14 protein-coding genes are annotated in these 11,955 nt (G+C 61.9%); 9 read left to right on the top strand and 5 right to left on the bottom strand.

The genetic code is table 11. From position 1 onward, the window contains the following. Positions 1-477: 477 nt before the first annotated feature. Positions 478-957, bottom strand: a complete 480-nt coding sequence (locus M728_RS09060) for a BA14K family protein (protein WP_026621247.1) — start codon at positions 955-957, stop codon at positions 478-480. A 325-nt stretch (positions 958-1,282) separates the two neighbouring features. On the opposite strand from M728_RS09060, the gene M728_RS09065 reads away from it, so the two are divergent. From M728_RS09065 to M728_RS09095, 7 genes are all read left to right on the top strand, one after another. Next, positions 1,283-1,585, top strand: coding sequence for a virulence factor (locus tag M728_RS09065; RefSeq protein ID WP_026621248.1), 303 nt, complete (start codon positions 1,283-1,285; stop codon positions 1,583-1,585). Then, positions 1,578-2,162, top strand: a complete 585-nt coding sequence (locus M728_RS09070; protein WP_026621249.1) for a methylenetetrahydrofolate reductase C-terminal domain-containing protein — start codon at positions 1,578-1,580, stop codon at positions 2,160-2,162. The genes M728_RS09065 and M728_RS09070 overlap by 8 nt, the downstream gene beginning before the upstream one ends. Continuing rightward, positions 2,159-3,250, top strand: a complete 1,092-nt coding sequence (locus M728_RS09075; RefSeq protein ID WP_026621250.1) for a methylenetetrahydrofolate reductase — start codon at positions 2,159-2,161, stop codon at positions 3,248-3,250. The genes M728_RS09070 and M728_RS09075 overlap by 4 nt, the downstream gene beginning before the upstream one ends. 141 nt (positions 3,251-3,391) lie before the next feature. Continuing rightward, positions 3,392-4,354, top strand: coding sequence for a methyltetrahydrofolate cobalamin methyltransferase (locus M728_RS09080; protein WP_026621251.1), 963 nt, complete (start codon positions 3,392-3,394; stop codon positions 4,352-4,354). A 1-nt stretch (position 4,355) separates the two neighbouring features. Then, the gene (locus M728_RS09085) at positions 4,356-4,694 is read left to right on the top strand and encodes a hypothetical protein (protein ID WP_026621252.1); all 339 of its coding nucleotides are present in this window, start codon (positions 4,356-4,358) and stop codon (positions 4,692-4,694) included. 20 nt (positions 4,695-4,714) lie between these two features. Then, on the top strand, positions 4,715-6,760 hold the full coding sequence (locus tag M728_RS09090; protein ID WP_026621253.1) for an ASKHA domain-containing protein: 2,046 nt from the start codon (positions 4,715-4,717) through the stop codon (positions 6,758-6,760). A gap of 189 nt (positions 6,761-6,949) precedes the next feature. Continuing rightward, complete coding sequence (locus tag M728_RS09095) at positions 6,950-8,164, top strand: GNAT family N-acetyltransferase (protein ID WP_156943460.1); 1,215 nt, start codon at positions 6,950-6,952, stop codon at positions 8,162-8,164. Here M728_RS09095 and M728_RS09100 read toward each other — a convergent pair. The 3 genes from M728_RS09100 to M728_RS09110 all read right to left on the bottom strand — a co-directional run bounded on the left by M728_RS09100 (position 8,152) and on the right by M728_RS09110 (position 10,064). Next, the gene (locus M728_RS09100; protein ID WP_026621254.1) at positions 8,152-8,619 is read right to left on the bottom strand and encodes an SRPBCC family protein; all 468 of its coding nucleotides are present in this window, start codon (positions 8,617-8,619) and stop codon (positions 8,152-8,154) included. The two genes, M728_RS09095 and M728_RS09100, sit on opposite strands and share 13 nt — an antisense overlap. Positions 8,620-8,687: 68 nt before the next feature. Next, positions 8,688-9,002, bottom strand: coding sequence for a helix-turn-helix transcriptional regulator (locus tag M728_RS09105; protein WP_026621255.1), 315 nt, complete (start codon positions 9,000-9,002; stop codon positions 8,688-8,690). Positions 9,003-9,173: 171 nt separating this feature from the next. Then, positions 9,174-10,064, bottom strand: coding sequence for a LysR substrate-binding domain-containing protein (locus M728_RS09110; RefSeq protein ID WP_026621256.1), 891 nt, complete (start codon positions 10,062-10,064; stop codon positions 9,174-9,176). Positions 10,065-10,201: 137 nt separating this feature from the next. Here M728_RS09110 and M728_RS09115 point away from each other — a divergent pair, with 137 nt between their 5' ends. Together M728_RS09115 and M728_RS09120 are read left to right on the top strand one after the other, a co-directional pair. Next, positions 10,202-10,540, top strand: a complete 339-nt coding sequence (locus M728_RS09115; protein ID WP_026621257.1) for a hypothetical protein — start codon at positions 10,202-10,204, stop codon at positions 10,538-10,540. 128 nt (positions 10,541-10,668) lie between these two features. Then, positions 10,669-10,869, top strand: coding sequence for a hypothetical protein (locus M728_RS09120; RefSeq protein ID WP_026621258.1), 201 nt, complete (start codon positions 10,669-10,671; stop codon positions 10,867-10,869). 154 nt (positions 10,870-11,023) lie between these two features. Here M728_RS09120 and M728_RS09125 read toward each other — a convergent pair whose 3' ends face one another. Then, positions 11,024-11,887: an alpha/beta fold hydrolase gene (locus M728_RS09125; protein WP_026621259.1), complete on the bottom strand. Its 864-nt coding sequence runs from the start codon at positions 11,885-11,887 to the stop codon at positions 11,024-11,026. Between the last annotated feature and the right edge of the window lie 68 nt (positions 11,888-11,955).

Consider the following 11,955-nt stretch of genomic DNA (forward strand, 5'->3'; position numbering starts at 1 on the left):
ATGCGCGTCCACGCTAAATCAAGCTTGCGTTGTCTCTAGGGAGCATCTGAGAGATTATTAGCGCTTCGTCACATCCAATCGATGATTGGAGCACTACGATGACCCGCAAATCGCTACTGCATGTGTCCTTAAATCGTACCCGATTTAAGGACAAAACATGCAGCAATTCAAAGTGCTACAGCGTCCTTTGTGCGTCTGAAAAGACGCACGGCGCTGTAGTCGCGACCGCGATCGCCCTTCTGACGCTCGCGGGATGTATGAGCAGCCAGTCGGCCCAAAGAAATACCGCCCCTCCGCCGCCGAGCAGCTCCGGCGCTGGTACTACCGGCACTTCCGGTACGCCCGGCGGCGGCGGCATGGGCGGCGGTGGTGCCCAGGGAAGCGGAAGGCCGGTTATTGATGGCGCCCGCTCGGCAACCGTTTGACCTGATAAGCCGAGACCGCCCGCACGGCCGCGCGGGCGGTCTCCGATCGCCCTTAGTAGTAAGGCGAGTAGCACTGCTGCCGCGGCCCGCCATAAGGCTGGTAGGAGTTATCCCAGGCGCGGTATGAGCGATATCTCGAATAGCACCAGCTTACGTGGCGCGAGGGGAGCCCCGATCCGGCATAACGAGGTGCCACATAGCGACGTTCGACATAGCGGGGAGGCTGCGCGATGGCGCCGCCGATCACCATCCCTGCTCCGAAGGCCGCCAGCGGATACCACCAGCCGTCGCTGTGCCTGCGATAGCCATGGCGGTGATAGCGGTAGCCGCGATGGCCGTTATACCAGCCGTAACGAGGGCCATGACCGTACCAGCCGCGGCGCGGCGGTGGTCGGTGCCAGCCACGGTGATCGACCAGTTTTACCTCGCTCGCCTGTGAGGCGGAAAGGGTTACGACAGGCATGGCCTGCACAGGCGCGTAACTCGTGAAAGCCGTCACAGCGGCGAGGAAAAGGATCCCAATCTTCTTCATCTCCACACCTATCAGTTTAGGATAGGAGCAGATTTCATGCTTTTACGTGAACTGACCATGAATGCCAACATCATGATATTCTAAGACAATATCCCGGCGCCGAGGCTGAGCGCCGCCGCTTGTCTGTGAGCGGCGCTTGTCTCACGCGTCGGCAACCGCCAGTCGCCAGCGATGAATTGCACGTCCCTCCTCGGATTGCCGGCCACATGGCCGCGTGGCGACGCCGCGGTGGAGCGTCGTTTTTGGACATATCCGACGTCGTGGCAAGGTGAGCCACCTTAGATGGACATGCGCATTGTCGCCTTTAGAGGAGACCAGAAATCCGATGGCAGATCGCATAATCGTCTACTGGCGCGACATTCCCGCGCAGGTCATCATCAAACAGGGCCGCAAGAGCGCAAAACGCGAGCTTTCGCTGCGCTTTACCGAGGCGATCGACATGTGTGCCATGCGCACTGGCGCCGCCGAGACGGACGACTACCTCGCCGAATGGCGCAAGGCCGATCCGGTACCGGTCTCGGACGACCTCGAGGCGGAAGCCGACAAGGCGGCGGCCGAACTGGAAGAAGCCTACGACAAGGAGCGGCTGGTGGCGCTCGTCAAGGCCGGAGGGCGTGAAAATGCCTGATCCGAAAGTCGTCACCGGCAATGCCCAGCCTGCCAAGAAAGCGGCAAGCGGCGCCTATATTCCGACGAACGTCTCCCCCAGCCGCCGCTCGCGTCACAAATACACCGTCCGGCTCTGGGCCGTACGGCATTCGCGTTTCCTCGAATGGTTCTACAACCGCTTCGCCGACATGTTCCTGAAGCTCCACCCTCTTTGGAACGCCATCGGCTACAGCCGCGTTGAACGGCCGGTGACCTTCATCGAACGCAACGTGAAGGGTTTCCTCTTCGACTGTCGCATGTGCGGCCAGTGCGCACTCTCCTCGACCGGCATGTCCTGTCCGATGAACTGTCCGAAGCAGTTGCGTAACGGTCCGTGCGGCGGCGTGCGCGCCAACGGCAATTGCGAGGTCGAGCCGGACATGCCCTGCGTTTGGGTGCAGGCGTGGAAGGGCTCGCAGAACATGGTGAAAGGTGATGCGATCATGAACGTCCAGCCGCCGGTCAACCAGTCGCTGCGTGAAACGTCGGCCTGGCTGCGCGTGACCGCCGAGGCTGCGGCCCGCCGCGAGGCGGAGCAGAAGGAGGGCCAGCAATGAGCCCGGACATCAACCCGCACGATCCTGGCGCGCCACTCGATCCTCTCCCCGGCCACTCGTCGCGCGGCCGCCTTGAGCGCGTGCTCCGGCGCGGCGAGTTTGCCGTGACGGCCGAGCTCAACCCGCCGGACAGCGCCAATCCGCAGGACGTCTACGAGCGTGCCGCGATCTTCGACGGCTGGGTGGACGGCATCAACGCGGTCGACGCCTCGGGTGCCAACTGCCACATGTCGTCGGTCGGCATCTGCGCGCTGCTGACCCGCATGGGCTATGCGCCGATCATGCAGATCGCCTGCCGCGACAAGAACCGCATCGCTATCCAGGGAGACGTGCTCGGCGCCTCCGCCATGGGCGTGCAGAACATCATGTGCCTGACCGGTGACGGCGTGCAGGCGGGCGACCAACCGGGCGCCAAGCCCGTCTTCGACCTCGACTGCATGTCGTTGCTCGAAACGGTGCGCATCATGCGGGACAATTCGAAATTTCTCTCCGGCCGCAAGCTGACGACGCCGCCGCAGGTCTTCCTCGGCGCGGCGATCAACCCCTTTGCGCCCCCTTACGACTTCCGGCCCTACCGGCTGGCGAAGAAGATCGAGGCCGGTGCGCAGTTCGTCCAAAGCCAATATTGCTTCGACGTGCCGATGTTCCGCGAATACATGAAGAAGGTGCGCGACCTCGGCCTGCACGAGAAATGCTTCATCCTCGTCGGGGTCGGACCGATGGCGTCGGCCAAGACCGCTCGCTGGATCCGCTCCAACGTGCCGGGCATCCACATTCCCGACAGCATCATCAAGCGGCTCGAAGGTGCTCAGGACCAGAAGAAGGAAGGCAAGCAGCTCTGCATCGACATCATCAACGAGGTGAAGGAGATCGAGGGCGTTTCCGGCGTCCATGTCATGGCCTACCGCCAGGAAGAATATGTGGCCGAGATCGTTCACGAGTCCGGCGTGCTGAAGGGCCGCAGACCATGGAAGCGCGAGGCCACGCCGACAGATGCGCTGGTTGCAGAACGGCTCGAGCATCTGCGTGAAGGCATCGAGGAAAATCAGCAGCAGATGGCGGAGGCCGCGGCTCATCATCCGCACTGAGCTTTCGACACGGAGGGGGCCGCCAATCGTGCCGTCCTTCGATTAGAAGAGGAAAACCGGCGCCAGGTACGCCTGGTTGCCTTACAAACACGAAACGGGCCTATTACATAGCCCCACGCTCCAAGGATCAGAGGATCTTATATGACCCGTACCATCGTCGCCTCCGCCACCCGCGAGATCGTCATCGGCTTCGACCAGCCCTTCTGCGTCATCGGCGAACGCATCAATCCGACCGGCCGCAAGAAGCTCGCCGCCGAAATGATCGAAGGCAACTTCGAAACGGTCATCAAGGACGCGCTGGAGCAGGTGGCCGCGGGCGCCACGATGCTCGACGTCAATGCGGGCGTGACAGCTGTCAACCCGAACGAGACCGAGCCGCCGCTCCTCGTCAAGACGCTGGAGATCGTACAGGGCCTCGTCGACGTGCCGCTGTCGATCGACAGCTCCGTGACCGCCGCGATCGAAGCCGGCCTTCGGGTCGCCAAAGGTCGCCCGCTCGTCAACTCTGTGACGGGCGAAGAAGAGAAGCTCGAGGCAATCCTGCCTCTCGTCAAGAAATATGACGTGCCGGTTGTGGCGATTTCCAACGATGAAACCGGTATCTCGATGGATCCGGATGTGCGCTTCGCCGTCGCCAAAAAGATCGTCGAGCGCGCCATGGATCACGGCATCAAGCCGCACGATATCGTCGTCGACCCGCTCGTCATGCCGATCGGCGCGCTTGGCGATGCTGGCCGGCAGGTCTTCGCGCTTCTGCGTCGCCTGCGCGAGGAACTGAAGGTCAACACCACCTGCGGCCTCTCCAACATCTCCTTCGGGCTGCCGCACCGCCACGGCATCAATGCCGGCTTCATTCCGATGGTGATCGGCGCCGGCATGACCTCGGCGATCATGAACCCCTGCCGCCCGCAGGAGATGGAGGCCGTGCGCGCCGCGAACGTCTTGAACGGTACCGACGCGAACTGCACCAACTGGATCATGACCTATCGCGATCACAAGCCGGCGGAAGGCGGCCATGTCGTGGCTGCGGCTGCGCCGGCGGGCGGCGGCGGACGGCGGGGTGGACGCGCGGCGCGCGCCGGCGTTGCGGCAAGGACAGAGTAACATGGCAAAGCACCGTTCCCTTGCCAGCGATCTGGCGGCGCTCTGGTTCCAGGCGCCGATGGTCATCGCCGCTCGCACTCAAGCCATTACGGTTGCAGCCATGACAGGCTCCGCAACCGACTATGTGGAGGCAAGCCGGATGGTGACGGAGAAGCTGGCGGCCGCCGCCGAAAGCGTCGTCGCCTGCAATGTCGCCTTGGCAAAGGAAAGCATGGGCGCGGCCGCGGCGTTAGGCCTCGGCAAGATCGGACCCGGGGCCGGACACAAACGGATCGCGGCAGCGGCGCTTCGCCCCTATGCCAAGCGCGTGCGGGCGAACGCCCGCCGCCTCGCGAAATAGCCATTGGCGAGATCAGGAAGATGTTGAACGTGCCCCCGAAGGATAACAAGACCGACCCGCTGGTGCTCTTCATGCCGTCGGGAAAGCGCGGCCGTTTTCCGATCGGCACACCGATCCTCGACGCGGCCCGTTCGCTGGGGGTCTATGTCGAAAGCGTCTGCGGCGGCCGCGCGACTTGCGGGCGCTGCCAGGTTTCCGTGCAGGAAGGCAACTTCGCCAAGCACAAGATCGTCTCCTCGAACGACCACATCTCGCCGGTCGGCCCGAAGGAGCAGCGCTATGCCACGGTGCGCGAACTGCCCGACGGCCGGCGGCTTTCATGCTCGGCCCAGATCCTCGGCGACCTCGTCATCGACGTGCCGCAGGACACGGTCATCAATGCGCAGGTGGTGCGCAAGGCCGCGACCGACCGGGTCATCGAGCGTAATGCTGCAGTCCAGCTCTGCTACGTCGAGGTGGACGAACCGGACATGCACAAGCCGCTCGGCGATCTCGACCGGCTGAAGGCGGTCCTGGAGAAGGATTGGGGCTGGAAGGACCTGCTGATCGCGCCGCACCTTATCCCCCAGGTGCAGGGCATCCTGCGAAAGGGAAATTGGGCGGTTACAGCCGCCATCCACCGTGACATGGATTCCTCGCGCCCCTTCATCGTAAGCCTTTGGCCGGGCCTCAAAAACGAGGCCTATGGCATTGCCTGCGACATCGGCTCGACGACGATCGCCATGCACCTGGTGTCGCTGCTCTCCGGCCGTATCGTCGCCTCCTCCGGCGCATCGAACCCGCAGATCCGGTTCGGCGAGGATCTGATGAGCCGCGTCTCGTACGTGATGATGAATCCGGACGGCCGCGAAGCGATGACCAAGGCGGTGCGCGAGGCGGTGAACGGCCTGGTTGGCAAGGTCTGCGCCGAAGGCGAGGTCGATCGCCACGACATTCTCGATATGGTGTTCGTCGGCAACCCGATCATGCACCACCTCTTTCTCGGCATCGACCCGACGGAGCTCGGCCAGGCCCCCTTCGCTCTCGCCGTCTCCGGTGCCCTGCAATATTGGGCGCACGAGATCGACATCGACGTCAATCGCGGCGCTCGACTCTACACGCTGCCTTGCATCGCCGGCCACGTCGGTGCGGACGCGGCCGGCGCGACGCTTTCGGAAGGCCCGCACCGGCAGGACAAGACGATGCTGCTCGTCGACGTCGGCACCAATGCCGAAATCGTGCTCGGCAACAGGCGACGCGTCGTGGCAGCCTCCTCCCCCACCGGCCCGGCCTTCGAAGGCGCCGAGATCTCCTCCGGGCAGAGGGCCGCTCCCGGCGCGATCGAGCGCGTGCGCATCGACCCTGTGACGCTGGAGCCGCGCTTCCGTGTGATCGGCGTCGACAAGTGGTCGGACGAGGAAGGTTTTGCCGAGGCGGTGGCAGCGGTCGGCGTCACCGGCATCTGTGGCTCGGCGATCATCGAAGTCGTCGCCGAGATGTACCTCACCGGCATCATTTCGCAGGATGGCGTGGTTGACGGAGGCATGGCCGCGAGAAGCTCGCGCATCGTCCCGAACGGCCGCACCTTCTCCTATCTGCTGCACGACGGCGAACCGCGCATCACGGTGACGCAGAACGACATCCGGGCGATCCAACTCGCTAAGGCGGCGCTTTATGCCGGCATCAAGCTGCTTATGGAAAAGCAGGGCGTCGACCACGTCGACACCATTCGCTTTGCCGGCGCTTTCGGCTCATTCATCGACCCCAAATACGCGATGGTGCTGGGGCTTATCCCCGACTGCGACCTCGACGAGGTGAAGGCGGTCGGCAACGCCGCCGGCACCGGCGCTCTTATGGCGCTCCTCAATCGCGGTCACCGTCGCGAAATAGAGGAAACGGTGAGAAAAATCGAGAAGATAGAGACGGCTCTTGAATCGAAATTTCAGGAGCATTTCGTCAATGCCATGGCGATGCCCAACAAGGTCGATGCCTTCCCGAAACTTGCGGAAGTGGTCACCCTGCCGGAGCGTAAGGTGCTGGCGGATGAGGGTGAAGGCGGCGGGCGCAGGCGGCGCCGGAGCCGCTAGCAGAGAAGCTTTGACGCGCCCGACCGACCTTTACCCCGTCCATCGCCACAAAGTACGGAACTTCTTGATCTGGAAGCTCCAGCTCGATCGGGAATCTTCCGATGATCAGCGCCGTGTAAACCTAATCTTGATCAAAGGCTGTCACTTCTGCTCGCCAATGCAGACACTTCAAGGCTGGCGGGAAGCGGTGTGCGAACAAATTTCAGAATAAGCATCCATGAGAGGCTGGAAGACCTGTCCCCGGAATGGCCCGTTGGTGGTCGGCCACCGGCGCCGGGGGCGCGTTTCCACGCGTTTCAGACGGCAACTTTTCTCAGTGCCTGGCTGAACAGCTTCGGACGGTCCGGTCTCCAGAGCCTGCATTTTATCGAGGTTCGAGACGAAGCTTCGCGGCCCCTGATCTTTATTCCTTTACGTATTTTGAATCGCGGCGGTACACGGCTTCTCCAGTTCGTGGATCAGGATGCGGCCGACTACAACGCGCCCATTCTCTTTGAGTCGCACATAACCTGGTCGCGTGAGGTCGCAGAGGATCTGTGGCGGCAGATTATCGAGATGATGCCGCCGTTCGACGTTGTCGAACTCGTCAAGATGCCGGCGGAAGTGGAGGGGGTGATCAACCCTCTCGCATATCTCGGCGACCGTCAAAGCGAACTCTCGTGCCATGCGACGGATCTGCGACGTTCCTGGAACGAGATCGACAGGGAGGTGCCGCGCCGCACAACGCTGCTACGGAAAATTCGTGGTCTTGAGCGGTTGGCGCCCGTGGGATTCCACCTCGCGCAGACACCGGACGAAGTGAGGAAGATCACGGATGTTATGCTCCGCCAGAAGCAGCGTCGCTTCGAGGAGACGATGGTGCCGGGCTTCGATGTCGACCGCGACAAGCATGACTTCTTTCGCGAAGGCACGCCCCTTTTCCATCGTGAGGAGATGCTGACCCTCTTCTACCTGACGGCCGGCGAGACGATCGTCGCAACCATTTGGGGCCTGGTCGCAGACAAGCGTTATTACGCCATCATGCTGTCCTTCGAAGGCGATGAGTGGACGAAGCATTCTCCCGGTAGCATCCTTTTTTACAAAGCGCTGAAATGGCTGCACGAAGAGGGCTACGAATGGATGGATCTCGGCATCGGAAATGAGCCTTGGAAGCTGGAAAGCTGTAGGACCACGATCGCGCTTTCGGAACGCAGCCAAGCCGTGACCGGGCGGGGCAGGTTCTATCTGGCCCGTCTGCGGGCGAATGCGCAGCTGCGGGCGACCAAGGCCTACCAGAAGCTGCGACCGCTGAAATGGATCGTGCTACGTTCCTTGCGCGGCCGGCGTAATATGACGAACGTGGACACCGGTGCCTCTCTCGTCGGCGAGCGTAGAAGGGGCGGCCCGCCCCCTCACCCCACTTGAGCGGCATAGGACGCCAACAGACCACCCCAGCCTTGTTCGGAATCGAGAACACCGCGTAGTTCCGCGGTTCTTGCGCCGTAATTGGCGAGATCCCGGTGCTCAAGCGTGACGGTCGTCTCGCTCTCTCCCTTTGCTTCGAAAAGTACCTCCACCTCCGTCCAGAATGCAGGATCGAAGTCGAAATCGGCATTGAGCTGCCAGGCAAAGACGATGCGGTGCGGCCGGTCGCAATCGATGACGCGCCCCCAATCGCACTCTTCGCCGGCGTTGCCGATCTCATACCAGCGGCCACCAGGGACGGCCTCGACGACCACCGTCTTCTGACCGGACTGCGTCACGCTGTGGTCCTTGATCCACCAGCTCCCCATGCCGTTGACAAAGACGTCGAACGCCTTTTCCGGCGATGCACGAACAGTGATGGACTTGCGAACCGGGGCTGCGTCGATCGTATGCATGACATCTCCTCCTGCTGTTTCCCCTCAGTTGAAACGCATCGGACCGTGGCGGCCGGAGTGCCTCAGCGCTATTTCCGGTTGTCCCTTCCTTCGACCGCAGTCTTGAACGCCGCGAGTTGATCGCCCCAGAAGCGGTCGAGCCATCGCCGAAGCGGTCCAAGACCCTCCGGATCGACCGAATAGATTCGCCGCGCGCCCGAGGGCTCATCGCGGACGAGCCGCGCCTCCTTGAGCACCTTCAAATGCTGCGAGATCGCCGGCTGTGACACCGGTATCGCTCGAGCGAGTTCGGCGACCGAATGCCGTCGCTCCGCGACTCTTTCGAAAATGGCGCGCCGTGTCGGATCGGCCAGCGCGGCAAACATCTTATCTTCATAAGTCATGGCTTATTATAAGCGAAGGCTTATGTTTGTCAATCAGCACAGTCAGCGGCGAAACATGAGACGCCGCGCATTCCCAGGAATGCGCGGCGTCTCGATCCAACCGTCAAAAGTGCTGGAACCGTGTCGCTCGGCGCAGGTCGGCCGAGCGGCGGCGCCGGGAAATAGCCCTGCCTATTGCGTCTGTAGCTCGGCGAAGGCCTCGCGGACGTGGTCGGCAACCGCAAGAACCGGCGCAGGCGCGTCCTCGATGACCTTGAGGCCGATATCGTAGTGGCCGAGATCCGGAAGGCCATCGCGCTCACCGAGCTGAACCATCTCCCCTTGGACGAGATAGCGCGGCAGCGGCGCGATCGCGAGTCCGGCGAGAACCGCCGCGCGTTGCCCAGTCGTATAGGCGCTCAAGAAGGCGACGCGGAATTTGCGACCGGCCCGCGACAGCTTCTCCACCGCATCGGCGCGCCACACGCAGCCGTCCTCCCACATGGAGACCGGCAGCGGATCGCGCAGGTGCGCGTTGCCGCATTTCGCGCCTGCCCAGACGAGCTTTTCCTGCATCAGGATTTCGCCGTCCTTCGCCGATTCGTCCGAAAGGCTGTTGTAGATGGCGATGTCCAAGCGGTGCTCGTCGACCCTCTTGCGCATCGCATTGCTCATGCCGATCGAAACGTCGACGGTTACGTTCGGATAGGTTTCGGCAAAGCGTTTTAGGACATCCGGAAGAATGCGCTCGCCGACGTCCTCCGGCGCACCGACTCGCACCACGCCGTTCATGTCGGGCATCAGGAAGCGCGAGACCGTCTCATTGTTGAGCGACAGCAGCCTCCGGGCGAAGCCGAGCAGCAGTTCGCCCTTCGGCGTCAGAGACACCGAACGTGCATCGCGCAGGAAAAGTGTGCAGCCGAGCATCTCCTCGAGCTTCTTGATCTGCATCGAGACGGCTGAGGGCGTGCGATAGACAGTCTCGGCGGCCGTGGTGAAGTTGCCGGTCTCGGCGATGGCGACAAAGGTCTTCAGCACATCCATCTCAAGCAGCGGAAGCGCGTGGCGCAGCATCATGTTCATGGCGGCATCCTCATTCAGAAAATCTGAAAGATAGCTTTATTTCATTTCGTTTGATTGAACATCACGTGTGAGCGATAGTCAAGCTGCAAGGAGGGAGTTGTGCAAACCTCCTCCGAACCCTGACAAAGGAGAAGGCTATGTCCGCTATCACATTGGCGATCGACAACGGCGCCACCGCCGGACCTTGGATCGCAGGCGCTGCGACCACCGATCAGACGATGCGGCCGGCGGACGGCACGGTCGGTCGCACTGGAACCGCCCCGCAACGCCCGCGCGATAGAGATGACATCGTCCTCGTAGTTCTATCACGCGCGCGGCTGTTCATCGAACGGATGGCCGACAGGAGGCGCGCCGGCAATATCGTCAGGAATCGGGTGGAAACCCGCCGGCAATTGGCGAAACTGCCGGCCAGGGTCCGCAACGACCTGTTACCCGCGGAACAGCAGCCGACCTCGACACCTGATAGAACCTGCTAAACGCGGGCGGCAACCGATCACCATGTTTGATGAAAGACATCAAACATATTCGTTTGAATGATCAATCGGGTTGCGCCATACAAGATGCATGGTCGCGACCTTTTGAGAAACTCAGAAGGAAACCGGAAATGTCTGCGAACGAGTATTCGTCATCCTCATCGAACCAGGGCCATTCGGCACTGCCTGGCCTGTTCAGTCTCCGGGCCCGCGCCTGGGCCGCATGGAAGCGGCACCGCAATGAACGTGTTCTGGAGAACCTCTCCTACGACACGCTGAAAGATATCGGCTTCCCCTCCGTCGACGATGCGGTGCATAAGACGGAACAATGAATAAAGGCTCCAAATGCCACCCTCCCGGCATTGACCGCAAAGTGAGCCTCTGAAGGGCATTCCCGAATAGGAATGCCCTTCTTGTTTTGGAAGAAAAAATTCGCCTGAATTGGACGTCCGGCCTTGAACCTATGTTCGGCCGCTCCATGCGTTCCTACTCAAACATTCCCTTCGGTGTCTTGCCCTTGAGGAAAGGCTCGATGAAGGCGTGTAACAGCTCTGTCTGGCCGATGACCGCGGTATGCGACGTTGCCGGCATCACTGCAAGACGGGAAGCTGGGAGCGGCTTGCCCATATCACCCATGACACCGCCGCCAAGCAGCCGGAACAGTGCGACTGAATGCTCGAGCGTGGCGACGTCCGCGTCGCCGGTGATGACCAAAACCGGGGTCTTCAGCGCCTTGACGTCCGCCCCCCAGGCCATCGGTTCGTGTTCGAGAGCGATCAGCTTCTTAACCAAGGCCGGAAAACCGTCGGGATTGGCAGCGAGTTTGCGGTATTCCTCCGCGAACGGCATGTTGACGAACATCTCTACCGTCATTTGCGGAATGAAGGCCTTGAACGCCGGCTGCCAGCCCTCCGCGTCATAAGCGACGGAGGCGGCGGCGAGCTTGTTGACCTTTTCCGGGTAACGGATCGCGAGCTGCAGGCCGGCAGCGGCGCCCATGGAGTAGCCGAAGACACCGGCCTTTTCGACGCCGACGGCATCCATGAAAGCTGCAACGTCGTCAGCAAGGTTCGGGTAGGTGATCGGCCGGTCGATGTCGGTGGTGCGGCCATGGCCCTGAAACTCGAGTGCGTAGACCTTGTGGGTCTCGGCTAGTTTCGGGATGATTGCGCCCATCGAGGGAATGTTCATATAGGCGCCGTGCAATACGATCAGCGGATCGCCCTCGCCCAACACCTCGTAGTACATCTCCATACCGTTGACCTTGACCCGGTCACCCGCAGGTTGGGATTGCGCCAGCACGGGGCCAGCTATGAGCAGGGCCCCGGCAATCAGTGTAGTGCGGAACATCGATATCTCTCCTCGGCTCTACGCGGCTTGTGCCGGCATCGATGATAAGACGAACGAGGTCTCCGCGC

The sequence above is a fragment of the Ensifer sp. WSM1721 genome, from assembly GCF_000513895.2.
Lineage (GTDB): Bacteria > Pseudomonadota > Alphaproteobacteria > Rhizobiales > Rhizobiaceae > Sinorhizobium.

Bases quoted from the DNA above. Each gene is read 5' to 3' on its own strand.
- M728_RS09060 (WP_026621247.1), bottom strand. From the start codon at position 957: ATGAAGAAGATTGGGATCCTTTTCCTCGCCGCTGTGACGGCTTTCACG.
- M728_RS09065 (WP_026621248.1), top strand. From the start codon at position 1,283: ATGGCAGATCGCATAATCGTCTACTGGCGCGACATTCCCGCGCAGGTC.
- M728_RS09070 (WP_026621249.1), top strand. From the start codon at position 1,578: ATGCCTGATCCGAAAGTCGTCACCGGCAATGCCCAGCCTGCCAAGAAA.
- M728_RS09075 (WP_026621250.1), top strand. From the start codon at position 2,159: ATGAGCCCGGACATCAACCCGCACGATCCTGGCGCGCCACTCGATCCT.
- M728_RS09080 (WP_026621251.1), top strand. From the start codon at position 3,392: ATGACCCGTACCATCGTCGCCTCCGCCACCCGCGAGATCGTCATCGGC.
- M728_RS09085 (WP_026621252.1), top strand. From the start codon at position 4,356: ATGGCAAAGCACCGTTCCCTTGCCAGCGATCTGGCGGCGCTCTGGTTC.
- M728_RS09090 (WP_026621253.1), top strand. From the start codon at position 4,715: ATGTTGAACGTGCCCCCGAAGGATAACAAGACCGACCCGCTGGTGCTC.
- M728_RS09100 (WP_026621254.1), bottom strand. From the start codon at position 8,619: ATGCATACGATCGACGCAGCCCCGGTTCGCAAGTCCATCACTGTTCGT.
- M728_RS09105 (WP_026621255.1), bottom strand. From the start codon at position 9,002: ATGACTTATGAAGATAAGATGTTTGCCGCGCTGGCCGATCCGACACGG.
- M728_RS09110 (WP_026621256.1), bottom strand. From the start codon at position 10,064: ATGAACATGATGCTGCGCCACGCGCTTCCGCTGCTTGAGATGGATGTG.
- M728_RS09115 (WP_026621257.1), top strand. From the start codon at position 10,202: ATGTCCGCTATCACATTGGCGATCGACAACGGCGCCACCGCCGGACCT.
- M728_RS09120 (WP_026621258.1), top strand. From the start codon at position 10,669: ATGTCTGCGAACGAGTATTCGTCATCCTCATCGAACCAGGGCCATTCG.
- M728_RS09125 (WP_026621259.1), bottom strand. From the start codon at position 11,887: ATGTTCCGCACTACACTGATTGCCGGGGCCCTGCTCATAGCTGGCCCC.